Genomic DNA, 24,119 nt, shown 5'->3' on the forward strand with positions numbered 1-24,119 from the left:
TGGAGTGCAGCCGCGTGACTTCCGCCGCAGAATCCACCGCCCGTCCTGTCGCCGACACCGTCGAGAACGCGATCGCGACCCCCGAACGTGACCAGCCGTACGGCGCGCTGGGGCTGAAGGACGACGAGTACGCCAAGATCCGCGAGATCCTCGGCCGCCGCCCCACCTCGGGCGAGCTGGCGATGTACTCCGTGATGTGGTCCGAGCACTGCTCCTACAAGAGCTCGAAGATCTACCTGAAGAAGTTCGGCCAGAAGGTCACCCCGGAGATGACCGAGCGCCTGATGGTCGGCATGGGTCAGAACGCCGGCGTGGTGGACATCGGTGAGGGCTGGGCCGTCACGTTCAAGGTGGAGAGCCACAACCACCCCTCCTACATCGAGCCCTTCCAGGGTGCGGCGACCGGTGTCGGCGGAATCGTCCGCGACATCATCTCGATGGGCGCGCGCCCCGTCGCGGTCATGGACCAGCTGCGCTTCGGCGCGATCGACGAGCCGGACACCGCACGCGTCGTGCACGGCGTCGTGTCCGGAATCTCCTTCTACGGCAACTGCCTCGGCCTGCCGAACATCGGCGGCGAGACGGTGTTCGACGCCGTCTACCAGGGCAACCCGCTGGTGAACGCCCTCGCGGTCGGTGTCCTGCGCCACGAGGACCTGAAGCTCGCCAACGCCACCGGTGCCGGCAACAAGGTCGTCCTGTTCGGCGCCCGCACCGGTGGCGACGGCATCGGCGGCGCGTCCATCCTCGCTTCGGACACGTTCGCCGATGGAGGACCGACCAAGCGCCCCGCGGTGCAGGTCGGAGACCCGTTCGCGGAGAAGGTGCTCATCGAGTGCTGCCTCGAGCTGTACCAGGGTGAGCTCGTCGAGGCGATCCAGGACCTCGGCGCGGCCGGCATCTCCTGCGCGACGAGCGAGCTCGCCGCCAACGGCGGGTCCGGCATGCGCGTGGACCTGGAGGGCGTGCTGCTGCGCGATCCCACCCTGACGCCGGAAGAGATCCTGATGTCCGAGTCGCAGGAGCGGATGATGTCCATCGTCGCTCCGGAGAAGCTCGACGCTTTCACCGCCGTGCTGGACAAGTGGAACGTCGAGTACTCGGTGCTCGGCGAGGTGACCGGCGACGGCCGTCTGCAGATCTTCTGGCACGGCGAGGAGATCGTCAACGTCGACCCGTCCACGGTCGCCGTCGACGGTCCGGTGTACGAGCGTCCGGTCGCGTACCCGACGTGGATCGACGCCCTGCGCGAGGACGTCGCCGAGGCGCTGCCGCGCGACAACTCGGTGGAGGCGCTGCGCGAGCAGATCCTCGCCGTGACCGCGTCCCCGAACCTCGCCGACCCGTCCTGGATCACCAACCAGTACGACTACTACGTTCTCGGCAACACGGCGCTGTCCTTCCCGGATGACGCCGGCATGATCCGCGTGGACGAAGAGTCCGGTCTCGGCTTCGCGATCGCGACGGACGCCAATGGCCGCTACTGCCAGCTGGACCCGTACGCGGGTGCGCAGCTCGCGATCGCCGAGGCGTTCCGCAACGTCGCCGTCACCGGCGCGGTTCCGGCCGCGGTGACCGACTGCCTGAACTTCGGCTCCCCGGAGAACCCCGAGGTGATGTGGCAGTTCGGCCAGACCACCGACGGTCTCGCCGACGCGTGCGTCGAGCTCGGCATCCCGGTCACCGGCGGCAACGTGTCCTTCTACAACCAGACCGGCGACACCCCGATCTTCCCGACCCCGGTGGTCGGCGTGATGGGCATCATCGACGACGTGGCCCGGCGCATTCCGTCCGGCTGGCAGGACGCGGGCGAGAACCTGTACCTGCTCGGCACCACGCGCGAAGAGCTCAGCGGCTCGGAGTGGGCCGCCACCGTGCACGGCCACCTCGGCGGACGCCCGCCGGTGGTCGACCTCGGTTTCGAGAAGCGCCTCGGCGAGACGCTGCGCGCCGGTGCCCTGGAGGGCCTGATCTCCTCCGCGCACGACCTGTCCGAGGGAGGACTCGCGCAGGCGCTGATCGACGCCGTCACCCGCTTCGGCGTCGGCGCTCGCGTGTGGCTGACCGAGATCACCGAGCGCGACGGCGTGGACTTCGTCACCGCCCTGTTCAGCGAGTCGACCGGTCGCGTCATCGTCTCGGTGCCGCGCGAGGAGGACGTCCGCTTCCGCGGACTGTGCGACGGTCGCGACATCCCGGTGATGCGCATCGGTGTCAGCGACATCGAGCCGACCCTGGAGATCCAGGACATCGCGACGTTCTCGGTGTCCGAGCTGCGCGAGGTCAACGGTTCCACGCTGCCGGACGTCTTCGGCGACGTGGTCGCTCGGGACGCGTGATGACCGGCAACGGGATTCCTCCGGAGCTCGAGTTCGCCGACGACGACCCAGATCCGCGGCGGGAGCGGCGCCAACGCCGTACGCGCTTCGTCGCGTGGGTGGTGATCGGAGCCCTCATCCTCACCGGTGGCGGTGCCACGGTCTTCGCACTGCTTTTCGGTTGACGCCTACGCAGGTCTGAGCCTCCCGAAGCATAGGCTGTCCGCATCACGTCTGAGGGGAAAGTGATGCATCGCACATCGACGCGCGTCGCCGCCATCGCCGCACTGGCGACCGCCGCCGCACTCACACTGTCGGGTTGTTCGCTCTTGGAGGGGACACCGGATTTCACGGCCCTGTCGTACTCTCCCCAGGGAGATCCGGGGATCTGGATGGACCCGGCTTACGCGGACGGCCTCGGCGAGAAGTACGAGACACAGGACTCGCTGTGCGGCTTCTCGGACGGAGTGGTCGTCCGCTGGTCCGTCGCAGACGACGGCAGCACGAAGACCATCGGAACAGATGTCAAGACGAAGAAGGACGTCTGGTCGATGGCGGGCAGCTGCAGCCTCTTCGTCGTGCCCGGTTCGTACACCTACCTGGTCAGCAACTCGATCGACCCGGACGGGACCTTCCACTCCCGGCTCCACAAGCTCGACATCCCGACCGGGAAGGACACGCTCCTCTACGACTCCCCGAGCGAGATCCGCAACTTCCGGGCGCTGGGCGAGGCGAACGGGCTGACTTATGTTCAGGGCACTGCCGACGGGCGGGTCGGCCTGTTCGCCTTCGACGGTTCCGGGAAGATCACCTGGGAGCAGCCGTCCGAGGCGGCGGATGAGTGCACGCTGCTCGGCACGCACATCGGCTGCGAGGAGACGTCGGCCGGTTACACCGTCGTCGACGCCAAGACGGGCGTTGTCACCGTGGCGCGCACCGGGTGGACGACGTCGGCCAAGGAAGTCCTCTGGGCGACGGACGGGTACGCGACCTCGGATGGCTCATTCTCGATGGACGGCGCGTCAGCGCGTCCGTTGTACGACTTCTCCGGCAAGGAGTTGAAGAAGGTCGAGGGGGCGTCCGCGCCGGCGGAGCCGCGGGGCGCGCTGTACCCGCTGAAGGACTTCGAGCAGTGGCGCGTGAACGGCGTCACGCAGAAGGGCAAGCCGGTCTACGCCTATTCGAAGAAGGACACGGTCCTCGTCCAGTCCGGGAAGAGCCTGCCGGACGGGTACATGGTGGACGGCGTCGCCACGGACGGTTCGGCACTGCTGGCCGAGAAGTCCGGTGCCGGCATGGTGCTCCTCGACGGTAAGGGCAGGGAGATCGCCTCGATTCCGGGCGGCAGCTCCGGGTTCTCCATCCTCGACGGCGTGATCGTGCACCAGAGCCCGGGCGAGACCAGCACGGTCTACCTCCCCGCCGGCTCCTGACTCGCTCCCACCTTCCAGCAAGGGTGGGGGCAGGATGGAGGGGTGAGTTCGATGATCGAGATGCCCGCGCCGCAGTACGTGATGTCGGCGGAGGGATTCCGCATCGCCACCTACTCCTGGGGCGACGAGCGCGATCCGACCGTGCTCGCTGTGCACGGCTTCGCGTCCAGCGCGCGCGACAACTGGCTCGACACCGGATGGATCCGCGAGCTCCTGCACGCCGGGTTCCGTGTGCTCGCCGTGGATCAGCGCGGGCACGGCGCCAGTGACAAGCCGCACGAACCGAGCGACTACAGCATGCCCGCCATGGTCACCGACCTCATCGCGGTGCTGGACACGTACCTCGTCGAGGAGGCGGCGTACCTCGGCTATTCGCTGGGCGGCCGCGTCGGCTGGCAGCTGATGGGCACCGCGCCCGAACACATCACGCACGGCGTGCTCGGTGGCATCCCGGACGGTCGACCGCTGCGGCGACTGGACCTCACCGAAGCCCGCGCCCACCTCGATCACGGCACGCCGATCCCGGACGCGATCACCCGCCGCTACGTCACGCTCGCGTCCCGCCTGCCGAGCAACGATCTGCGGGCGCTGCTCGCGCTCGCCGAGGGCCTGCGGCTGCACGATGACATTCCCCCGGTCCACACGCCACCGCTTCAGCCCACGCTCATCGCGACCGGAAGTGAAGACCCCATCCTCGGCGACTCCCGCACGCTCGCCGGCGTGCTGTCAGCGGGTGAGTTCTACGAGATCCCGGGTCGGAACCACGTCACCGCGCCCGGGTCCCGGGACTTCCGCGCCACCGGCGTCGCCTTCCTCGCCGCACACCTCTGACCCCGCCCCCTCACTCCTCGTGCATCCAACGGAATGCGGACCACGAATCCCGGCAGGCATCAGCGAGGGTGAGGACGTGGGCGGCGTCGGGAGCCGGCCAGTCCGTGCCGGGCTCGTGCAGGACGGCGGTCGCCGCGGCACCGAGGAGATACTCGCGAAGGAACTCGGCCTGGACCGCTCCGGATCGCACGCCCGCGGCGTGCGCCCGCCCGCGCCAGGCATCGAAGAACGCCCCGGACTCGATGATCTCCTGACTGCCGAGATACGGCTGATTGAGCGCCACGTCGTCCGCGAGCTCCACATCGAATCCGTCGCGGTAGCCGATGGCGAGTGCACGGATGTCCTCCGGGAGCATCGTCACGACCGGGTCCTCCACGCGCCGGTCGCCGGACGCGTCGCCGCGGTTGCTCAATGACACGACCTCCGGCAGTCGATCCGCCGGAGCGCGGACGCCGACAATCGCCCCATCGGGCCGGGCGGTCGTGTTCATCGTGTCGTGGAAGGCCAGGTGCCAGAGCGCGCGGGCGGAGCCGGTGCGCTCGAACGCCGCCGCGAACATGGCCGCCCGCAGGGTGTCTCGCGTTCGCTCGTACACGTCCAGGCCGTGGGCAGCCACGGCGGCGAAGGTCTCCGTGAGGCGAGTCAGCTCCTCGTCCTGGTCCGGAATCACGAGCACCGGCGCGAAGGAGAAGGCGACCGGGCGGATCGCGTCCACTCCGGTGAGGTCCACGGGTCGGTCCGGCCCCGCGGCCCGGACGCGCTCGATCGCGGTGCGCAGGTCGCCTGCGACGTTCTCGGGCCGAGCCCGGTTCGGGTCTCGGACCAGCCGCGGGTGCGGGTTCTCCACATAGAGGACCGCGGGATCGATCGCCGCCCAGGCGCGGCAGATCGGCGCCGTGGTGCAGTCGGTGTAATCCAACTGCAGCCGCTCGGTGTAGTCCTCGACGACGAACTCCCGCAGTTCCGCGGGCAGCGCCGAACCGCCGTGCGGCGTCGTGACCAGGATGCTCGCCTCGCGGATCGCCTCATCCAGAGTTCGCCCACTGTCCTTGCCGAACCAGAAGGTGATGTCCTCCGGCGCGAAGACTGTGCCGGTCGGAATCAGTCGCAGACCGCTCATGAGATAAACGTTGCCAGGATCGTACCGACGACGCACGCGGTCACGATGAACACGAGGTTCGGCAGCTGGAAGGAGTGGTCCACGACGTACTTGCCGAGCGTCGTCGTGCCGGTCTGGTCGAACCCGGCCGTCGCGACCTGAGAGCCGTTCGCCGGCAGGGCGTAGATGCCCATCACCGCCGGCCACAGCCCCGCGATCGTGGACGCGGTCAGGCCGATCGTGAGCCCGATCGGGACGATCGCGTTGGTCGCGGACGACTGGCTGGTGGTGAGCATCGCGACCAGGAACAGCACGAGGGCGAAGATCAGCGCGCCTAGGAACGCGCTCGTCCCGGCGACGAGGGAGCCGAGGCCGTTGACGATCAGCGGCTCGTTGGCCTTGACGAACGTGTTCGCGAGCCAGGCGATGCCGAACAGGGCGATCGCGCCGACGACACCGGCCGGGAATGTGGACTGCTTCGGCACGTTCGCGGCGGGGACGCGACAGATCAGGAAGATCAGTCCGGCGACCAGACCCATCACGACCTGGATGATGACCGCGACGCTGACTCGGGAGACGGTGCCGTCGTCCGCGGTCTCGATGACCGGGCGCAGGACGTCGAAGAAGCCGAATGCGATGATCGCGAGCACGCCGATGAGGAAGATCACCGCGGAGATCGGTCCGGTCTTCGGCACCTGCACCGCGGTGTCGGCGGGTGGTTCGATGCGGCCGTCCGCCAACCGACGCTGGAATTCCGGATCGTCGTCGAGGTCCTTGCCCTTGCGCAGCATCACCAGTGCAGCCACGGCGAGGCCGACGATCGAGGCCGGCCACATGATCGCCAGGAGGGACCCGATCTGGAATCCGTGGGGCACCAGAAGGACGACCATGGAGGCGACGGCGGCGGACACCGGCGAGCAGATGATGCCGACCTGAGAGGCGACGGCGGCCACGGCCAGCGGACGCTCCGGCCGGATCCGCTGCTGATACGCCACGTCGTAGATCACCGGGATGAGCGGGTAGAAGATGTTTCCGGTGCCGGCGCCGACCGTGAAGATGAACGAGAAGAACGGTGCCGCGAACGTCACCATCTTCGGATTGGACCGGATCGCCTTCGCCGCGATCGACACCAACCAGTCGATTCCGCCGGCTGCCTGCATCACGCTGGCGGCGGTCACCACGGTGAGGACGATGAAGACCGCGTCCACGGGGGCCGCGCCGGGGGCCTGCTGGAACACGAAGACGATGATCGCGGTGCCGACCAGTCCCCACGTACCGAGGCCGATTCCGCTGGTCCGGGTGCCCATGAAGATGGCGCCGACCACCACCAGCAGTTCGAGGATGAGGATGAGGATGTCCATGCTGCTCCTGTCGGGGGGTCAGGGATGCCGGGGCGTCCGGACGCTGTCACGTCAGCGTGCGCACGTCCAGGGGTGTTTCGACGACCTCGCCGTCGACGACGTCGAGCCGCAGCGCCAGGGGGGTCGGCGCCGTGCTCACCGCCTCGACGAACGCGGTGCCGTCGAAGTGCAGGGAGTCGAGGTTGCCGCACGCCCAGCCGGCGGGGAGCTCACCGCTGAGCAGTGCGCCGTGCACGAGTGGACGCCGCTGGTCCTCGGCGTCATAGTGCGGCGAGAAGCTGCCCGGCACGAGACCGAGTCCCTCCGGGAGCAGTCGGAGTGTGGGGCCGTAGCTGTCGGTCGTACCGCCCTCGAACCAGCAGATGCCGCCCGCGCTGCCGCCGGTGAAGACGACGTCGGTGTTCGCCGGGTCCGCGAACATGTCCCGCAGGATGGTGTCCACGCCCTGGCGGTGCCAGACGTCGTACATGTTCGCGGTGTTGCCGCCGCCGACGTGGATGACGTCGAAACCGGTGATCCAGTCGGTGAGATCGTCGCGATCCCGGGCGAACAGCGGCAGGTGGTGGGGAGCGCAGCGGTCGGCGTCGAAGGTCTGGTAGTAGCTCAGGATGTAATCCGGCCGGTCCCCGGTCGCGGTGCCGAGGAAGAGGACACGTGGTCGCTGCTTCCCGGTGAGCTCGAGGACGTACGCGTGGGTCGGATCGGTCCGCCGATCCATCATGACCTTGCCCGCTCCGGTCGCGACGATATGCACCATGCCGTCACGCTAGCCGCGGGCCTCGGGGGCTCGGAAGGTCACGGGCTACGGAGGAAGACCCCCAGACTGCGCGACTTTGCACCCGGTCATCCCGCAGTTTCCAGCCGGCCTTGCGCTCGGCCTGTCCCGTCCGCACCCGAAGGCTGCTGTCGCGCGGTGATGCGCATCCGGATTCTGATCGACCGGGGAGGGGGGTCAGAAGGGGCATGGGCCCTCGGGAAGACGACGGTGCGGGGTGGTTTGTCGATGTAGGTGACGCCGAGGGGGCTGGTCCAGCGGATGAGTCCGCCGGGGAGGTTGTCGGCTTTCCATCTGGTGTGGTGTTTGAGGGTGTGGTGTCTGCGGCAGAAGTGGCCGAGGTTGCTGATCGCGGTCGGCCCACCGTGGGCGGCGTCGATGGTGTGATCCGCATCGGAGCGGATCGCGGGGTACCGGCATCCGGGGAATCGGCAGTGCTCATCCCGAACCCGGAGGATCCGGCGTTGGTCGGCGGAGGGCTGGTACCGGTCGATTTCCAACACATGCCCCGTCGTCGGGTTCACGAACAGGCGGTCCCATCCGGGAGCGTTGCCCGCCAGGGCACGGGCTGTTTCGGTGTCGATCGGGCCGTGCCCGACCAACTCCGCCACACCAGGAAGACCACCGGTGGGAGGGCCCTCGCCCTCCGTGGTGGTGGTGGTGAGGATGCTGACGGGGATGTTCACCTGCACGTGGGCGCGGATCCCGGTGAGCCCGTCGCCGGCGGCGGTCGGGTCGGCGGTCAGCAGGAGGTCGGCGAACACGTCGGCTTGGATCTGCGCCAACGTCCGCTCATCCCGCTCGAGGTTCTTGCCCGTGCCGTCACCGCTGTCCGTGCCGTCAGGGGCGACGGTCACGGTGGCGGTGGCCTCGCGACCACCCGTCTTGCGGCGGTTTTTGATGCGGCGGGCGGTGGCGTGCAGGCGGTCGGCGATGCCGTGGGCCTCCACAGTGGGTAGATGGGCGTACAGGTCGCTCATCCCGTCCTCCCCGTCCCGCACCTCCACACACCGGGCCGCCCGGGCGGCCTGGTGGCGTTCGTTGATGCTGTCGGTGCGGGCGGCGTCCGCGGTCATCGCGATCCGGCGCCGCAACCGTGCGGTCGATTCGGCCTCGGCGATCGGGACGGCTTCGGCCTCGAACCGTCCCCGCCGGGTTTCGTCCTCGATCGGACACCCCGCCTCGATGATGGCCCGAGCATGAGCCAGACTGATCCGCCCGCCCGCGAGAGCCGCGTGGGTGAGGGGGAACCGGTGCACCAGGGTGAACGCGTCCGACAGCTGGCTTTGAATGACCCGGTCGCTGACCCGCAGGGCGGTGCCGAGCTCGGCGGACACGTCCCGGACGGTGAGGTCATGTTCCCGCCCGGACCCGCCGGCCCCCTCGGCCCGCGCCTGCGCGACATCCAGCACCGCGGCGCACAGGGACGCGTCCCGCGCCTGCAACCGGGCGATCTCCGCCCGCACCCGCACGACGTCCGCGACCAGGACCCGCAACCGCGCGTCCGAGCCCCGCCCCGGGGTGTTCGTGTCTGATGTCATGCCCCCATTCTCCCACCGCAGGGGAACATAGTTACCAGACTCAGTGCGTTTTCCGTAGTATCTCGTCGACACTACGCACGCTTCACCCCGACCTCATCCAGCCCCCGCCCACCGCTCTCCCGCAACCATCCCGGGCCACCAGCACACACCTCGCGTCAACCCAAAGACCCGACACAGATCCGCGGAATCGCAACCGTAAACGTGAGCCGCTGTCGGAATCCGAACCACCTGACGGACTCGGCCCTCCCCAGCGTCCTGAACCGGACCACCCCCGAATCGCGAGCCGATCCCCAATGCACCCAAAAGAACGAACATTCGAGACTCCGACAACCAAAACCCTCATCCAACATGAGCGCAAACTCCGCTTGACATCACGCCGGTTCGGTGGTTCATTAGTCGAGTAACTAACCAAAGCACCGGAGGTGTCGTGTGATCGAGGAAGGCAAGCCGCTCTTCGTGCAGATCGCCGAGATGGTCGAGGACTCGATCGTGGACGGCACGCTGCCCGAGGGTGCGCAGGCGCCGTCCACGACCGAACTCGCCACCTTCCACCGCATCAATCCGGCCACCGCCGCGAAGGGAGTGAACATGCTCGTCGACAAGGGTGTCCTCCTCAAGCGCCGCGGCATCGGGATGTTCGTCGCCGAGGGCGCACGCGATGTGCTGCTCGCCGAGCGACGGGACGCGTTCGCGGAACGGTTCGTCGACCCGCTGCTCCTCGAGGCCGGGAAGCTCGAGCTCTCCGCTGACGACCTCGCCGCCCTCATCCGCTCCCGCGCCACGAGCGCGAAGACTCGAAAGGATCCGCAGTGACCTCCGTCATCGACGTCACCGGCCTGACCAAGGCCTATCGGGAGACCGTCGCCCTGGACGATGTGTCCCTCCACCTGGATGAGAACGTCATCTACGGACTGCTCGGCCGCAACGGTGCCGGCAAGTCCACCCTGATGTCCATCCTCACCGCGCAGAACTTCGCCACGTCCGGCGACGTGCAGGTGTTCGGCGAGCAGCCGTACGAGAACGCCCGCGTGCTCAGCCGCATGTGCTTCGTGCGGGAGAGCCAGCGCTACCCGGACGCGTTCACGCCGCGCCACGCGTTCGCCGCCGCCGCGATGTGCTTCGAGGATTGGGACCAGAGCCTCGCCGACGATCTCGTCCGTGAGTTCCGGTTGCCGATGAAGCGGCGCATCAAGAAGCTCTCCCGCGGGCAGCTGTCCGCGGTCGGCGTCATCATCGGGCTGGCCGCCCGCGCCGAGATCACGTTCTTCGATGAGCCGTACCTGGGTCTGGACGCCGTGGCCCGGCAGATCTTCTACGACCGCCTGCTCGCCGACTACGCCGAGCACCCCCGCACGATCGTGCTGTCCAGCCACCTGATCGACGAGGTCGCGAACCTGCTCGAGCACGTCATCGTGCTGGACGAGGGGCGCGTCATCATCGATGCCTCGGCCGATGACCTGCGCGGCCGCGCTGTCACGATCGTCGGTGATTCCACGGCCGTCGAGCGTTTCGCCGCCGGCCGGGAGATCCTCCACACCGAGAGCCTCGGCCGGGTCACCTCGGCCACGGTGCTCGGCACCCTCACCGCGGACGACCGTGCGCGCCTCGCCGACGCCGACCTGGAGGTCGCACCGGTGTCGCTGCAGCAGCTCGTGGTCCGCCTCACGCAGCGCGACGAGGCCGCGCACACCGCGACGGAGGTCGCCTCATGAAGCACGTGATCCAGGCCGCGCGCCTGCAGAACCTCAGCCGGATGACGTTCATCGGCATCCCGGCCATCATCTTCGTGGGAACCTTCCTGCTCAACCTCGCGATCTTCTTCGTGATCCCCGGCGACGGACCGAAGTACAGCGGCGCCGTCCAGGCCGTCATCTGGTATCTGACCGGCGTCGGCGTGCAGGCCATGTCGCTGAACTTCCCGTTCTCCCAGGCGATGAGCATCACGCGCAAGCACTTCTACCTCGGCACCCTGCTGGTCGCCGGGATCACCACCGCGTCCGTCGCCCTGCTGTTCACCGTGATGGCAGGACTGGAAGAGGCCACCGGCGGCTGGTGGCGCAACGGCGTGATGTTCCGGATCCCGGGGATCTGGTCCCAGGGTCCCGTGATCGCCTTCCTGATCTGGTTCGTCCTGAGCTCGCTGCTGTTCCTGCTGGGGTTCCTCGGCGCGACCGTGTACCGGCGCTGGGGTGTGACGGCGCTCGTGAGCGCGAGCCTGGTGTTGGGCCTCGTGCTGGTCGGCGCGGTCTTCCTCATCACCAAGCTCGAAGCCTGGGGCTCGATCTGGACGTGGTTCGCGAACACGAGCGCACTCGGTCTGGCGCTGTACGGGCTCGCCGCCGTCGTCGTCCTGGCCGCACTGATCTATCTCCCGCTGCGGCGCGCGACCCCGTGAGGACGCTTCACGTGGCGCCCCGATCCCGCCATGATCGACGCGGTACCGCCGCGGGGACATAGGCTGACCTCGTGGAATGGTGGAACGCATGGTGGGTGCTCATCCCGATCGCCGGAATGGTGGTCGGTGTGATCAACCGCGGCCAGGCGGGTCGGCTGCGTCAGGCGAAGTACAAGCACGAGTTGGAGATGCAGCGGATGCAGCTGCAGGCGCAGCAGCAACCGGCCGTCGAGTCGACCCAGCGGGATGCACTCACCCCACCGGTCTCGGACGACGACCAGCTCGCCCGCGTCATGGCAGAGCACGACGAGGTCACCGGGCGCTGGCTCGACTACGAACTGGACGTCGCCAAACTCATCGCGTTCCCCGCGATGAGCGATGGACGGCGTGACCTCACCGCCGCCTTCCTCCGCGCGAAGCGGACCGCCGACAGCCTGCGTCCGCGATCCGCGGACGCGAAGCTCACGTCGGAGCAGATGACGGCCTACCGCGACGCCGTGACGGACTACGCCGTGAAGTTCGACATCGCCGAACAGGACGCCCGCCGCATCCGAGACGCCGACTTCACCGCGGACGAACGCTCACGCCTGGACCGCGCCCGGCAGCTGCTGAAGACCGCAGTGGACACGTCGGCGACGAACGCCGAGCGTCAGCTCGCCTACCGACGCGTCCGGGACGAGATCGACGGACTGATCGTGCTGTCCCCGGAGGCGGTGACCATCCTGGAGACGAAGGTCGGCAAGGAGATCACTCCGGGTCCTGCGACCGGCGCGACCCCACCAGCGGGATGACGCTGGCGACCACCAGGCACACGATTCCGCCGCTGAACACCAGCACCTCGACCAGGCCCGTCCGGCCCGCGACGCCGGTCCACCCATGGCTCGACAGCATCACGACCCAGACCACGATCAACACCGCACCGGCCAGCGCCAGCACGCCCGCCACGATCCGTCCGATCATCGCCTCCTCCGTCCCGCACTGCCCTCGTGAGCATCGTACGGTGCGGAGCACGCGGCGGCCGCGCGTCGGCGCGTGAGAAATCTTCCCCGCACGAGGGAGGCCCCGGACCGCGGCCCGGGCGTAGCGTTGCACCCACGCGAGACCTGCTGGGGTGGACGGTCATCGTGTTCGTCTGCGCCGTGGTGCCGATCGTCGTCATCCCGTGCCCGCGACCGGACTCTCGTCAGGCGCTGAAGCGTTTGTGCGTCCGACCGCCCGGCACGATCTCGACGTCGCGGACGTCGGGATCGTCGAGTTCGCGAACCACGAAGTCCAGCAGTTCCTCGTTCGAGTTCACCACGATGCTGACCAGCAGGTTCCAGTCGCCACTGGTGGCGGTCGCCATCCGGCACTGCGGGTGCGCCCCGAGCCGTTCGCCCAGGCGCCGGACGGAACGCGGTGCGACCCGGACCCACAGCAGCGCATCGATGTGTCCGTCGAACAGGTCCGGGTCGGCGTCGACGACGTACGCGATCACCTGCTCGTCGGCGAGGCGATGCCGGCGCCGGAGCACGGTGCTGGCGTCAACGCCCAGCTTTGCGGCCAGCGCGGGCGCCTCCGCCCGGCCGTCGATGCCGAGCAGCTGAATCAGGCGTCGATCCAGTTCGTCCAGCGGCCGCGGCGGCCGCGGAACCGTCAGGCGAGCTTCCTCGTTCCACACCGTGAGCATCTGCGCGGCCCGATAGTCGTTCACCGGGATGTCCGGCGGCAGCGTCGCCAGGATGGACTCGCGACTGCGCGCGGCCGACAGCACCCCGGCCGTGATCTCGCCGCCGTCCCGCGCCGTCCGCACCCAACGGGCACGCGGCCACGCCGCGAGCGCCGCAGCCATCGCATCCGCATGACGGGGCTCCGCCCCCAGACGCACGATCCACGCCGAACGCCCCTCGAAGGACGGATGCACGCGAGCGACGACGCGGACCGCTCCGGAAACGCGCAGGGCCTCGAGCCGTCGCTGCGCGGTACGCGCGCTCGTACCCGTGGTCTCACCCAGCTCGCGCAGACTCATGAGCGGGTTCTGACGCAACGCGGCGACGATCCCATGATCAACGTCGTCCATGTCCCCGTCTCCCCGGCACCGTCCCCCGACGGCGCATGAGGCGATGCTACCGGTTTATTCCTGCACCACAGAAGACCGTGCCGCTTGATCACTGCAGCTCTCTTTCACGGAATGCCGACTGCACTCCATGATGCGCACAGCACCCCTGTGTGCGAGAAGGGACTGCGCGTGCCCGAATTCATCGTCGAGGAACCGCGGGATCGGCCGTCCGGCGAACCCGAGGGTGGCCCCACGCGAGCAACCGCCCACATCTCGACGCAGTCCGACCCGGTCCCGGTCGTCGGCGGTGCGACCGGTCTGATCGTCTTCGCGAGCGTCCTCGGACTCTTCGCGGCTCTGCAGCACACCCTGGCGCTGCCGATCGTCCTCGCGCAGTTCGGGCCCCGACCCTCCGCGGATCCGGTGGGAGCGGCCTGGGCGGCATCGCTCACCTGGTTGTTGACGGCGGCGGCCGCGCCGACAGCAGGGGCCCTGTCCGACCGGTTCGGCCGGCGACCGGTCATCGTCGTCTGCGTCTCCGCGCTGATCCTCGGCTCCGTGGTCGGACCGCTCGGGCAGGGCTACGTCGCGGAGCTGACCACCGTGCTCCTCGGCCGCGCGCTGCAGGGCATCGGTGCGGCCGTCGTGCCGGTGCTGTTCGCGGCCATCCGGGACTTCGTCCCGACCCGGCGGCGCAACATCGCGATCGCGGCCGCCGGGGCGGCGATCGGTGTCGGTGGGGTGCTCGGGATCCCGCTGACCACGGCCGCCTTCCCGGCGCTCGGGTGGCGTCCGATCTTCCTGATCAGCGCGGCGGCGAGCGTGCTGCTGCTGATCGCGATCCCGTTCTGCGTGCCGACCGGCGCTGAGCGGAACCGCGCACGGCCGCAGGTCCTGCGCGTTTCGATGTTCACGCTGACGACCGTGACGGCGGTGGTCGGCACGATCATGGGCGCGCTCACCGGGTGGACCTCGCCCGGCTTCCTGCTCTTGGTGGGGGTCACCGTCCTGGCGTGGGTGGTGACGACGGTGGCGGACGCGCGCGCCCGTCGCGCCGCACCCGGTGCGATCACCCTGTCGCGCGTCCTCGCCCTGCACGCGGTGGCGCTGCTGCTCGGCTTCATCGTGCTGGCGAATGCGCTGGTGACCGCGCTGCAGTTGCAGGAGGAGCAGTTCGGACCGCTGCACCTGAGCGTGCTGGCCCCGGCGCTGACGCTCGTGCTTCTCGCCGCGGTGATGTTCTTCGTCGCGCCGCTCGGCGCGGTGATCGCCGACCGCTTCCGGCCATCGCGCGTGCTGGTCGTCGGCGGTGTCACGTCCCTGGTCGGACTCATCCTGCGCGTCACGGTCTCGCCGACCGAGCTGTACGCCCTCGTCTGGGTCGTCCTGACCGCCATCGGCGTCGCTCTCGCGACCGCAGCGGTCCCGATGATCGTGAATGAGGTCACCTCCGCGGCGGCCGCCGGCGCTGTGCTCGGACGGCACCAGTCGCTGCGCCTGCTCGGTGTCGCGATCGCGGCAGCGGTCACCGTCTCCGTCACCCTGCACTCCGTCACCCAAGCGGAGGACCGACAGGTGCCGGACTGGACGGCGTTCACGGTCATCCTGCTGGTCGCCGCCGGCGCGGCCGCGGTCGTCACCGCACTCAGCCTCTTCCTCGCCTCACCCCGACGTCGCCGAGCGGACTGAATCAGTCCACGACGATCCCCCGCGCCCGCAGCAGATCGCGGACCGGCTCGGCGATCATCCCGTCCGGGTCCGTCACCCGACGCAGGGCGGGCAGCGCTTCCAGATCCGCGGCCGGGAGTGCGGTGAGGTCGTACCGCCCGTCGGTGGCGTCGGCGGTCGGATCGAGCTGGCGGTACACCTCGGCGGCGCGGGAGAAGCGCAGGTCCGTCACGACCGCAGCGTGCTCCTCGGGGATCGGGAAGCCGCGGAACCAGTCGGTGACCGCGGCACCCGGGTGCAGGGCGGGCGGCATCGTGAAGGCGGGAAGCACGGCACCCTCGTCGTACATCAGCCGTTGCAGCACCGCGAGCTTGAGGGGAAAGGAGCGGAACCGCACCCCGCCCGTCGGCTGTGACGGGGGCGGACCCGGCGACGGGGTGGGCACCCGCGACGGGTCCCGACGGAAGAGGTCACGCAGTCCCATCGGGCCATTCTCCCCCGCGGTGCGCCGGCGGCGCGCGCGGAGGCGTTTCAGACGTGCGTCGGCGAACGGACGGGTCTACAGTTCGAGACAACCCGAAATGGCCCTCTTCCCGGAGGGCCCCTCTCCGCGACGACGCGGGAAAGGAGCGCCGTGAGCACCACGGCCGATGGGACCCTGCCGACGCAGGTGTCCGCCGCCCCGCAGCGCCGACTGCTGACCTGGCTGTTCCTGGCGAACGCCGCCATCCTGACGATCTACTCGGCGTTCATCGTCATCCTGATCCCCAATCAGGTGGAGGACATCGACCCGGCCAACAAGGTCGCCAACCTCGCGATTCTGATGACGGCGTCGTCCATCGCGACGATCATCATCCATCCCCTGGTCGGGGCGTTGTCCGATCGCACCCGGAGCCGCCTCGGGCGCCGAGCGCCGTGGATCATCGGCGCGGCCGCGACGAGTGTGCTCTTCATGGTGCTGCTGGCGGGCGCGGCGAGCATCTGGTTGCTCTGCCTGTACTGGGTGCTGATGATGCTGTGCGTGAACTCCGTCGCCACGGTGGTCGGCGCGCAGGTTCCGGACCACTTCGCCAAGGGCCGTCTCGGCGTCGCCAGCGCCGTCGTCGCGCTCGGCGTGTTCGTCGGTATGGGCGCCGGTGTCGCGCTGGCCGGATTCGCGACGGCGAATCTCGGCATCGGCTACGGCGCGTTCGGCGTCGGGTTCCTCCTGGTCTGCATCCTCTACGTCGTCTTCAACCGGGACCTCTCCACGGTGGACATGCCGCGTCCGCCGTTCTCCTGGCGGTCATTCTTCGCCGGTTTCTGGGTGAGCCCGAAGCGCTTCCCGGATTTCTGGTGGGCCTTCGCCGGGCGATTCTTCCTGATCCTCGCCTACCAGTCCGTGCAGTCCTACCTGCTCTACATCCTGCGCGACTACGTCGGCCTGTCGAACGCGGACTCGACGGCGCTGTCCACGCCGATCACGGCCCTCATGCTGGTGGGGGCGCTGGTGACGACCTACTTCATCGGCCGCGTGTCGGACCGCACCGGAAAGCGGAAGAAGTGGGTCATCGTCGCGTCGATCATCATGGCCTGCTCGCTCGTCATCCCGCTCCTGATGCCGAGCCTTGCCGGAATGTTCGCCCTCGCGTCCGTCTTCGGTGTCGGCTACGGCATCTACATGAGCGTCGACTCTGCGCTGATGACGCAGGTGCTGCCATCCACGGACGCCGCCGGCAAGGACCTCGGCATCCTCAACATCGCCACCGCCCTGCCGCAAGCGCTCACTCCCGCCATCGCGGGTCTGTTGATCACGTTCGCCGGCGGATACGCCGCGATCTTCGTCGCCGGCATCATCTTCGCCCTCCTGGGCGCGGCGACCGTGCTGCCGATCCGGAGCGTGAAGTGAGCTCCGAGCACGAGCTCACCGCACCCGTCCCGCTGCTGCTGCCGAACGGCCGGGCGAACCCGGCGGCCACCGGATGGACCCGGCATCAGCAGCATGACACGTCCGGGATCGGGCGCGGACTGTACGGCTGGGGTCGCAACAAACGGTGGGAGTACTGGGGCGTCGTCACGCCGACGCACTGCTTCGCGCTGACGATCGGCGCACTCGATTACGCCAACGTGCGCCAGGTGTGGGTCCTGGATCGGGCGACTGAGGAGGAGATCGACACTTTCGAGATCAGCCCGCTCAGTCGCGGCGTGAGCATGCCCGGCTCGAGCGGCGAGGGGCCGTCGCGCTCACGCGGCCGCAGGGTTTCGCTGGAGTTCACCGAGTCGGCGGCAGGGACGCGTCTGCGCGGCACCGCGCCGCGAGTGTCCGTCGACGTGCTGGCCGAGACACGACCCGGCCACGAGCAGATGGGCACGGCGGCACCGTTCAGCCCGTTCCTGGCGGACTACACGGTCAAGGACCCGGATCGTCCGATCGTCGGCACCCTCACCGTCGACGGGGTCACGCACCGCATCGAGCCGGACACCGCGTGGGGTGTGCTCGATCACGCCCGCGCCCGCGCGGCGTACCGGACCGACTGGAACTGGGGCGCCGGTGGCGGCTTCTCCGACGACGGACGGCGCATCGGACTGCAACTCGGCGGGGGCGGCGAGCGCGCGGTTCGGGACGGGATCTCCCCGAACGGCTTCACCGTGGACGGTCGGGTGCAGAAGGTGGCGAACGTCCTGGAGTGGGAGTTCGACCCGACCGACTTCCTGGCCCCCTGGCGCATCCACAACGATCGGATGGACCTGACCTTCACGCCCTACTTCGACCGCGCGGCCAGCACGAACCTGCTCATCGTTCGCTCCCGAACGCACCAGTGCTTCGGCACCTACGCCGGACGCCTCCGCACCGACGACGGCGAGTGGATCACCGTGTCCGCCCTCGACGGCTGGGCCGAGGACGTCCACAACCGCTGGTGAGCACACGACCCGGACTACGCTGAGGGGCGATGACGGGATGGCTGGCAGGCACCAACCACTAGGCTCCGCATATGGAACCCGGGGGATCCGACGAGCGAGCGTATACGCCCGAAGAAGTAGGCTCACTTCTTACAACTGCATCGAGCTTCACGGCGCGTGAGGAGAGACTCGGGGGACTCATCTCCCGGCTCGCAAATGAAATCCTCCGCTACCTTGCGGCAGCGGCGACACGACCACGCGCCTCAATGGCGAAGGTAAGATTCACAATCGCCATTACCGATGTCGCGGCATCAAAAGCATTACCAGATGACATCCTGGCCTGTGCCGTCGTGATAGCTAGTGTCGCCCGCACCTCCTCGCCCGATCCCGGGGCGGAGTCAATTCTGCTCGCGACTAGGGCCGAGCTGGAACGCACGTTGTCACGCCGCGAGGGCTGGCATGCTGCGGCCGACGCTCTCGACGCCTTGGGGGCCAGCAGCAAATTCGGGTTCGGGGTCGAAGCGCTGCGCGCTACCCGCATCTGGGACGCCATGCTTGCGTTAACCGCTGGCGGCATCGACGCAGACCCGATTCCGCAGCCGCCCGAGGGCCTCGTCGGCACGACCCGTGTAGTCCAGGCGAAGATGATGGCCACTTCAGTGGCGACCCTCGTCGCGGGCCGCGAGACCTCACACGTCCGAGGCACTCGGAGTGATGCTGGCGGAGCCACAGTCCTCACACCCATTCGAGACGCCCGCGACGACGAGTTCGATGATGGCGACGGCGACGGCGACGGCGCGAAGATTCGAGTCTGGTTCGCCACCAACCGATCGCCAAAGATCTCGAGGGATCCACAAAGCGGCTTCACGAGCATTCCGGACCGTACTCTCCACTACGGGCGGTGTGACGTCGTGATTCCCAAAATCGAAGACGCCACGGGCGGCATCACTCGAGTCGTCGCCGGATGGTTCGGTCTCAGTTCGTCGCACAGAACTCGACCACACATCGCGCGAACTTTCCGCCTCCCAAGCGAAAGGGAATTCTCGCGCGAACTGAACGACGCACTAGCGCGCGCGTCCAGCCGCACCGCGCTTGTTTCGGTGCACGGATTCAACACGTCATTCCCAGATGCGGTAACGAGCGTGGCTCAGCTCTCCGTGAACCTCAAACACCCGGGCCCAACCGCTGTCTTCTCGTGGCCATCCCACGCGAAGATCTTTCGCTATCGAGACGACGAGCGGATTGTGAATCTCAGTCGGCACCAGCTCGCGGCGTTCCTAACGACCATCAGCCAACTCGGCAATCTGGACAATATCGACCTCGTCGTGCACTCCCTGGGCAGCCGGCTCTTCCTCCGAACTCTCGTGGCTTTATCTAAGTCCGCCACCTCGATTCACCTGCCGATCAGAAACATATTCCTAGGCGCCCCCGATATCGATCGCCAGGAATTCCTGAGCCACGCGCGCTCCTTCCACCGGACCTCGCAGATGACCACTATGTACGGTTCAGACAGTGACACCGCTCTTTTGATGTCAAAGATCATTCATGGCCAAAATCGCGCGGGCCTGATGCCTCCACCCACAATTTTGACCGGCATCGACAGCATAGAAACGAGCGCGGTGGACGCATCGCGGCTTCGACACGGAGCGGTGCTGAACTGCGCGGCGGTTCAGTCCGACATGTTCATCGTGCAGGACAGTGCAAGCGTCCCGGATCACCGCCCTAACCTGCGCCGGGTGACGACGCCATCCGGGCCCTATTGGCGGTTCTGAGCTCGTTGGAAGAGCCCAGGCTGGTGAGCGCGCGACCCGGACTACGCTGAGGGGCGATGACGGGACCGGTGTGGACGGGGCACGAGCGGGGCAGTGCCGGTTACCGGCGCATGATCCTCGCGCTGTTCGCCGCGGGCGTCGCCACGTTCTCGCAGCTCTACTCGGTGCAGGGCGTCCTGCCCGAACTCGCCGTGGACCAGCACGTCAGCGAGTCCGAGGCGGCCCTCGCCGTGTCGATGGCGACCCTGGGGCTCGCGATCGCGGTGATCCCCTGGTCCCGCGTCGCCGACCGGCGCGGACGCCGCACCACGATGCGCGTCGCCATCATCGCCGCCGTCGTCCTGGGCTTGACGGTGCCCTTCTCCCCCACATTCGAGACGCTGCTCGTCCTCCGCTTCATCGAGGGACTCGCGCTCGGCGGCATCCCGGCCGTGGCCCTGGCGTACCTCGCCGAGGAGGTCGCGCCGCTCGCCGCGGCCGTCGCCAGCGGCACGTACATCTCCGGCACATCCCTCGGCGGCCTGTGCGGGCGACTCCTGTCCGGGCCCCTGAGCGAGTTCTTCACCTGGCGGGTGGGCATGTTCGTCGTGTCCGCCGTCGCCGCGATCGCCGGCCTCGTCTTCTTCCTCCTCGCGCCCGCTCCCCGCGGATTCACACCCGTGGTGCGCGGCTCGGACCGGGACATCCCGCTCGCCCGGAAGCTGTGGTCGTGCCTTCGTGACCCGCGCCTGGTCGCCCTGTTCTGCCAGGGCGGACTGCTGATGGGCGGGTTCGTCGCCGTCTACAACTACCTCGGGTTCCGGCTGCAGGCTCCCCCGTTCCTCCTCCCGGCGGCGATCTCGTCCCTGCTGTTTCTGGCCTACCTGTCCGGAACCTGGTCCTCGGCCCAGTCCGGACGGCTCGCACACGATCGCGGCCGCTACCCGGTGCTACTGGGCTCCGCAGCCCTCATGCTCGCCGGACTGATCGTCACCGCCTGGGACTGGCTCCCCGCCGTCGTGCTCGGCCTGCTGATCTTCACCGCCGGGTTCTTCGCCGCCCACGCCACCGCCTCCGGCTGGGTACCGGTTCTCGTCCGCACCGGCCGCGCACAGGCATCGAGCCTGTACAACCTCGCGTACTACGGCGGATCGAGTCTGTTCGGCTGGGCTGTCGGCCTCGCCTTCCAGGACGTCGGCTGGTGGGGCGTGGTCGCCGCCGTGGCGACGATGGTCCTCCTCGCGATGGCGATCGCGGCGATCCGTCTGCGTCGGGAACCCACCGGACGCCCGGCGCTCAGCTGACCTCAGCCCGTCCTCGTAGCATCGAGCTATGACCACCGCTTCCGACAGCGTGCAGCCCGCCCGCAGCACCGTCACGACCGCCGCGCTGACGAGCGTCGGCTTCGTGGCGCTGCTGTGGATCAGCGAGATCGTCGACACGGTGCTCGCCCACCGGCTGGACCAGTTCGGGATCCGCCCACGTACCGGGGAAGGACTGCTCGGCATCCTCTGGGCGCCGCTGCTGCACGCCGGGTTCCCCCACCTGATCGCCAACACCGGACCGGTCCTCGTGCTGCTGTTCGTCGTCATGCTCTCCGGGCCCGCCGCGGCCGTGCGGGCGACCACCGTGATCTGGCTGGTCGGCGGCGCCGGTACGTGGTTGATCGGAGCGTCCGGCTCCGTGCACATCGGCGCATCCGGGCTCGTGTTCGGCTGGGTCACCTACCTCGTCCTGCGTGGCATCTTCACCCGCCGCGTGATGCAGGTGGTCGTCGGCATCGGGGTTCTGCTGCTCTACGGCGGTGTCCTCTGGGGCGTGTTTCCGGGCCAGCCCGGAGTGTCCTGGCAGATGCACCTGTTCGGCGCCATCGGCGGTGTCCTCGCGGCGGTCGCGGCCGGCCGGACGCGACGCCACGTCGCGTGAGCGCGGACGTTAACGCGGTCGTTAACGCGGTCCGTTAACGTCATCCATCCACAGCGTTGTCCACAGCTGGGGACGAAACTACACCCGCGTAATTCCGCGCCCCGTTCGCCGAGATGTTCGAGTTATCCCCTACCCCCGCTGTGGATAACTCACACGTGTGGAGAGCGTCAGCGCGTGTAGAGGGTGATGTCCGAAACGTTCAGCCGCTCGTGCTGGGTCGGCGTGAATCCGGCGCGCTCGAGGTCGGCGACGCCATCCGTTCCCACCGTCCGAGGTCGACCGGTGATCGTCTGCACCACCCAGACGCGGGTCACCCCATCGAAGGCCCCCGCGGCTTCAGCCTGCCCGACCGATCGCGTTTCGGCGAACCACAGCGGAGCCTCCTGGTACGGAGTGACCAGCCCCACGTCCTTCAGTCCCGCGAACGGTTTCGGGTTGGTGTCCAGGGCCAGGCGCGGCCGCCAGGACGGACTCGTGTTCTCCTGGAACACGATGGCATCACCTGGCCGCTTGCCCTGCTCGATGACCGCGGCGACCTCGTTCCAGTCCGACCCGCGCTTCGCGTACGGCGTTCGCAGGTCCGCCCAGGCCGGCACGGCGATCACTGCCAGCGCCAGCAGAGCGGCGATGGGAAGCAGGCGCACCCGACCCCACCGCGCCCACGGCAGGCTCCACAGGCGCACGATCCCGGCAGCCTGGATCAGCGCGATCGCCGGCGCGCCGAAGGTCAGGTAGCGCGGCGTGTAGTCCGGGTGGACGATGTTCAGCGCCAGCACCGCGGCCAGCGGAACCGCTGCCCACACGACCCCGATCACTTCCGCGCCCAGGCGCGGCTGCCGCTTGCGCGCGATCCACCAGCCGATCAAGGCGACCAGCACGAGCGTCCACCCGATGATCGCCGAAGGGATGTCGACGAACCACATGTCGATGAACAGCGCCTTCAGATTCGCCCGGTCCTCCTGGCCGAGGAATGCGATCTGCGCTGTCTGCGTGACTCCGAGCAGCGCCACCGGCGAGGCGACCGCGAGACCGATCAGCGAGGACACCAGCCACCGCCGGCACTGCGCACGGAAGCGTCGCGCGACGACGAGCAGGATGCCGACGACCGCGACCATCGCGCCGGCATACAGGAAGGTGGCCGTGGTCAGCGCGACGAGCGCACCGTAGCCCACCCACCACGGCATCGTGCCGTGGCGCCCGCGTCCGTCATCCGGACGTCGCAGCAGTTCCAACAGGACCAGGATGATGAGGGTCGCGAACAGGGCGTCGAACGCGTAGGCGCGGGCTTCGATCCCCGCGTACCCGAGACGGGGATTCACCGCGGCGAACACGCCGGCGAGCACACCGAACCCGATCGAGCGCAGGCGGTAGCCGATCCACGCGAGCGCGGCCGCGCACAGTCCGATCGCAACCGCAGAGGGGAACCGGACCGAGAACGGACTGGAGCCGAAGAGGTCCACCCAGAGGTGCATCATGACGTAGCTCACGCCGTGCACGGCGTCGATGCGCCCCAGCATCGCGAACAGGCTCGGCCACGGCCGCGTCGCGGAGAGGACGGAGGCGGCCTCATCGCCCCAGAGGGACGGGATCCACGAGCCGATGAGCGTGACGGCGAAGGTCGCCACTCCCACGACGAGGACGGCGATCAGCGCGGATCGCGTGCCGTAGGTCGGCGTGCGCCTGACCGGGATTCCTCCGGTCGCAACTTCGAACACCACCAGATCAGGTTAGGAGAGCCGTATGAACGCGCGGGGTACGCCGGGCGGATTGCGATCCGCCTCATAGCGAAGCCACAGCTCAGCTGGGGGCGCCGGCCTCGGTGTGGTGGCGGATCACCTCTGCCACGACGAAGTTGAACCACTTCTCCGCGAACTCCGGATCCAGGTGCGCCTCCTCGGCGAGGCTGCGCAGCCGAGCGATCTGGCTCTCCTCGCGCTTCGGGTCAGACGCCGGCATCTCGTGCGTGGCCTTGAGCACACCGACCTGCTGCGTGCAGCGGAAGCGTTCGGCGAGCATGTAGATGAGGGCCGCGTCGATGTTGTCGATGCTGGCGCGCAGGCGCAGCAGGGTGGCGGTCGGGTCCTCGTGCTCGCTCATCGCTCC

At 68.6% G+C, this 24,119-nt stretch carries 23 protein-coding genes; 14 read left to right on the forward strand and 9 right to left on the reverse strand.

Annotated elements, in window-relative coordinates:
* The first annotated feature begins 14 nt into the window (after window positions 1-14).
* From purL to BN1193_RS15330, 4 genes are all read left to right on the forward strand, one after another.
* Window positions 15-2,339, forward strand: coding sequence for a phosphoribosylformylglycinamidine synthase subunit PurL (purL, locus tag BN1193_RS15320; protein ID WP_040167745.1), 2,325 nt, complete (start codon window positions 15-17; stop codon window positions 2,337-2,339).
* Window positions 2,339-2,503: a hypothetical protein gene (locus tag BN1193_RS18070; RefSeq protein WP_154670791.1), complete on the forward strand. Its 165-nt coding sequence runs from the start codon at window positions 2,339-2,341 to the stop codon at window positions 2,501-2,503. The genes purL and BN1193_RS18070 overlap by 1 nt, the downstream gene beginning before the upstream one ends.
* Window positions 2,504-2,566: 63 nt before the next feature.
* Entirely contained in the window at window positions 2,567-3,751 is a 1,185-nt protein-coding gene (locus tag BN1193_RS15325; RefSeq protein WP_040167746.1) for a hypothetical protein, read from the forward strand.
* A 51-nt stretch (window positions 3,752-3,802) separates the two neighbouring features.
* Window positions 3,803-4,582: an alpha/beta fold hydrolase gene (locus tag BN1193_RS15330; protein WP_040167748.1), complete on the forward strand. Its 780-nt coding sequence runs from the start codon at window positions 3,803-3,805 to the stop codon at window positions 4,580-4,582.
* Between the two features lie 10 nt (window positions 4,583-4,592).
* On the opposite strand, the gene BN1193_RS15335 is transcribed toward BN1193_RS15330, so the two are convergent.
* The 4 genes from BN1193_RS15335 to BN1193_RS15350 form a co-directional block, all read right to left on the reverse strand.
* Window positions 4,593-5,702 (reverse strand): N-formylglutamate amidohydrolase, encoded by a 1,110-nt coding sequence (locus BN1193_RS15335; RefSeq protein ID WP_040167749.1) that lies wholly within the window; start codon window positions 5,700-5,702, stop codon window positions 4,593-4,595.
* Window positions 5,699-7,042 carry an anaerobic C4-dicarboxylate transporter gene (locus BN1193_RS15340; protein ID WP_040167751.1) on the reverse strand — a complete coding sequence of 448 codons (1,344 nt, stop codon included), beginning with the start codon at window positions 7,040-7,042 and terminating at the stop codon, window positions 5,699-5,701. Before BN1193_RS15340 ends, BN1193_RS15335 begins: the two co-directional genes overlap by 4 nt.
* 46 nt (window positions 7,043-7,088) lie before the next feature.
* Complete coding sequence (locus tag BN1193_RS15345; RefSeq protein WP_040167753.1) at window positions 7,089-7,799, reverse strand: Type 1 glutamine amidotransferase-like domain-containing protein; 711 nt, start codon at window positions 7,797-7,799, stop codon at window positions 7,089-7,091.
* Window positions 7,800-7,885: 86 nt separating this feature from the next.
* Complete coding sequence (locus BN1193_RS15350) at window positions 7,886-9,358, reverse strand: HNH endonuclease signature motif containing protein (protein WP_052460857.1); 1,473 nt, start codon at window positions 9,356-9,358, stop codon at window positions 7,886-7,888.
* 429 nt (window positions 9,359-9,787) lie between these two features.
* Between BN1193_RS15350 and BN1193_RS15355 the strand changes: the two genes are divergently transcribed.
* From BN1193_RS15355 to BN1193_RS15370, 4 genes are all read left to right on the forward strand, one after another.
* On the forward strand, window positions 9,788-10,171 hold the full coding sequence (locus tag BN1193_RS15355; RefSeq protein ID WP_040167754.1) for a GntR family transcriptional regulator: 384 nt from the start codon (window positions 9,788-9,790) through the stop codon (window positions 10,169-10,171).
* Entirely contained in the window at window positions 10,168-11,070 is a 903-nt protein-coding gene (locus tag BN1193_RS15360) for an ABC transporter ATP-binding protein (protein WP_040167755.1), read from the forward strand. Before BN1193_RS15355 ends, BN1193_RS15360 begins: the two co-directional genes overlap by 4 nt.
* Window positions 11,067-11,753, forward strand: a complete 687-nt coding sequence (locus tag BN1193_RS15365; protein ID WP_040167756.1) for a hypothetical protein — start codon at window positions 11,067-11,069, stop codon at window positions 11,751-11,753. The genes BN1193_RS15360 and BN1193_RS15365 overlap by 4 nt, the downstream gene beginning before the upstream one ends.
* A gap of 71 nt (window positions 11,754-11,824) precedes the next feature.
* Entirely contained in the window at window positions 11,825-12,544 is a 720-nt protein-coding gene (locus BN1193_RS15370) for a hypothetical protein (protein WP_040167759.1), read from the forward strand.
* Here BN1193_RS15370 and BN1193_RS15375 read toward each other — a convergent pair.
* On the reverse strand, window positions 12,501-12,713 hold the full coding sequence (locus BN1193_RS15375; RefSeq protein ID WP_040167762.1) for a hypothetical protein: 213 nt from the start codon (window positions 12,711-12,713) through the stop codon (window positions 12,501-12,503). The genes BN1193_RS15370 and BN1193_RS15375 overlap by 44 nt on opposite strands.
* Before the next feature lie 223 nt (window positions 12,714-12,936).
* A complete protein-coding gene (locus tag BN1193_RS15380) occupies window positions 12,937-13,812 on the reverse strand; it encodes an AsnC family transcriptional regulator (protein ID WP_040167764.1) in 876 nt (291 codons plus the stop codon).
* 168 nt (window positions 13,813-13,980) lie between these two features.
* On the opposite strand from BN1193_RS15380, the gene BN1193_RS15385 reads away from it, so the two are divergent.
* A complete protein-coding gene (locus BN1193_RS15385; protein ID WP_195907881.1) occupies window positions 13,981-15,480 on the forward strand; it encodes an MFS transporter in 1,500 nt (499 codons plus the stop codon).
* 1 nt (window position 15,481) lies between these two features.
* Here the strand turns inward: BN1193_RS15385 and BN1193_RS15390 are convergent, their stop codons facing one another.
* A complete protein-coding gene (locus BN1193_RS15390) occupies window positions 15,482-15,943 on the reverse strand; it encodes a DUF6892 domain-containing protein (protein WP_040167769.1) in 462 nt (153 codons plus the stop codon).
* 150 nt (window positions 15,944-16,093) lie between these two features.
* Between BN1193_RS15390 and BN1193_RS15395 the strand changes: the two genes are divergently transcribed.
* The 5 genes from BN1193_RS15395 (at window position 16,094) to BN1193_RS15415 (ending at window position 22,016) form a co-directional block, all read left to right on the forward strand.
* Window positions 16,094-17,347 carry an MFS transporter gene (locus BN1193_RS15395; RefSeq protein ID WP_052460858.1) on the forward strand — a complete coding sequence of 418 codons (1,254 nt, stop codon included), beginning with the start codon at window positions 16,094-16,096 and terminating at the stop codon, window positions 17,345-17,347.
* The gene (locus BN1193_RS15400; RefSeq protein WP_040167771.1) at window positions 17,344-18,360 is read left to right on the forward strand and encodes a DUF2804 domain-containing protein; all 1,017 of its coding nucleotides are present in this window, start codon (window positions 17,344-17,346) and stop codon (window positions 18,358-18,360) included. The genes BN1193_RS15395 and BN1193_RS15400 overlap by 4 nt, the downstream gene beginning before the upstream one ends.
* Window positions 18,361-18,431: 71 nt before the next feature.
* Complete coding sequence (locus BN1193_RS15405) at window positions 18,432-20,111, forward strand: alpha/beta hydrolase (RefSeq protein WP_094770572.1); 1,680 nt, start codon at window positions 18,432-18,434, stop codon at window positions 20,109-20,111.
* 56 nt (window positions 20,112-20,167) lie between these two features.
* Window positions 20,168-21,394, forward strand: coding sequence for an MFS transporter (locus tag BN1193_RS15410; protein ID WP_040167776.1), 1,227 nt, complete (start codon window positions 20,168-20,170; stop codon window positions 21,392-21,394).
* Between the two features lie 28 nt (window positions 21,395-21,422).
* Window positions 21,423-22,016: a rhomboid family intramembrane serine protease gene (locus tag BN1193_RS15415; protein ID WP_052460859.1), complete on the forward strand. Its 594-nt coding sequence runs from the start codon at window positions 21,423-21,425 to the stop codon at window positions 22,014-22,016.
* 167 nt (window positions 22,017-22,183) lie between these two features.
* Here BN1193_RS15415 and BN1193_RS15420 read toward each other — a convergent pair whose 3' ends face one another.
* Both BN1193_RS15420 and BN1193_RS15425 read right to left on the reverse strand, forming a co-directional pair.
* Window positions 22,184-23,734 carry a glycosyltransferase family 39 protein gene (locus BN1193_RS15420; RefSeq protein ID WP_052460860.1) on the reverse strand — a complete coding sequence of 517 codons (1,551 nt, stop codon included), beginning with the start codon at window positions 23,732-23,734 and terminating at the stop codon, window positions 22,184-22,186.
* A 79-nt stretch (window positions 23,735-23,813) separates the two neighbouring features.
* Window positions 23,814-24,113 (reverse strand): chorismate mutase, encoded by a 300-nt coding sequence (locus tag BN1193_RS15425; protein WP_040167778.1) that lies wholly within the window; start codon window positions 24,111-24,113, stop codon window positions 23,814-23,816.
* Between the last annotated feature and the right edge of the window lie 6 nt (window positions 24,114-24,119).

This window comes from Microbacterium gorillae, from assembly GCF_000826185.2.
Lineage (GTDB): Bacteria > Actinomycetota > Actinomycetes > Actinomycetales > Microbacteriaceae > Microbacterium > Microbacterium gorillae.

What these genes read in the sequence shown, in the direction of transcription:
- BN1193_RS18070 (WP_154670791.1), top strand. Translation starts at nt 2,339, where the DNA reads ATGACCGGCAACGGGATTCCTCCGGAGCTCGAGTTCGCCGACGACGAC.
- BN1193_RS15325 (WP_040167746.1), top strand. Translation starts at nt 2,567, where the DNA reads ATGCATCGCACATCGACGCGCGTCGCCGCCATCGCCGCACTGGCGACC.
- BN1193_RS15330 (WP_040167748.1), top strand. Translation starts at nt 3,803, where the DNA reads ATGATCGAGATGCCCGCGCCGCAGTACGTGATGTCGGCGGAGGGATTC.
- BN1193_RS15335 (WP_040167749.1), bottom strand. Translation starts at nt 5,702, where the DNA reads ATGAGCGGTCTGCGACTGATTCCGACCGGCACAGTCTTCGCGCCGGAG.
- BN1193_RS15340 (WP_040167751.1), bottom strand. Translation starts at nt 7,042, where the DNA reads ATGGACATCCTCATCCTCATCCTCGAACTGCTGGTGGTGGTCGGCGCC.
- BN1193_RS15345 (WP_040167753.1), bottom strand. Translation starts at nt 7,799, where the DNA reads ATGGTGCATATCGTCGCGACCGGAGCGGGCAAGGTCATGATGGATCGG.
- BN1193_RS15350 (WP_052460857.1), bottom strand. Translation starts at nt 9,358, where the DNA reads ATGACATCAGACACGAACACCCCGGGGCGGGGCTCGGACGCGCGGTTG.
- BN1193_RS15365 (WP_040167756.1), top strand. Translation starts at nt 11,067, where the DNA reads ATGAAGCACGTGATCCAGGCCGCGCGCCTGCAGAACCTCAGCCGGATG.
- BN1193_RS15375 (WP_040167762.1), bottom strand. Translation starts at nt 12,713, where the DNA reads ATGATCGGACGGATCGTGGCGGGCGTGCTGGCGCTGGCCGGTGCGGTG.
- BN1193_RS15380 (WP_040167764.1), bottom strand. Translation starts at nt 13,812, where the DNA reads ATGGACGACGTTGATCATGGGATCGTCGCCGCGTTGCGTCAGAACCCG.
- BN1193_RS15390 (WP_040167769.1), bottom strand. Translation starts at nt 15,943, where the DNA reads ATGGGACTGCGTGACCTCTTCCGTCGGGACCCGTCGCGGGTGCCCACC.
- BN1193_RS15405 (WP_094770572.1), top strand. Translation starts at nt 18,432, where the DNA reads ATGGAACCCGGGGGATCCGACGAGCGAGCGTATACGCCCGAAGAAGTA.
- BN1193_RS15410 (WP_040167776.1), top strand. Translation starts at nt 20,168, where the DNA reads ATGACGGGACCGGTGTGGACGGGGCACGAGCGGGGCAGTGCCGGTTAC.
- BN1193_RS15415 (WP_052460859.1), top strand. Translation starts at nt 21,423, where the DNA reads ATGACCACCGCTTCCGACAGCGTGCAGCCCGCCCGCAGCACCGTCACG.
- BN1193_RS15425 (WP_040167778.1), bottom strand. Translation starts at nt 24,113, where the DNA reads ATGAGCGAGCACGAGGACCCGACCGCCACCCTGCTGCGCCTGCGCGCC.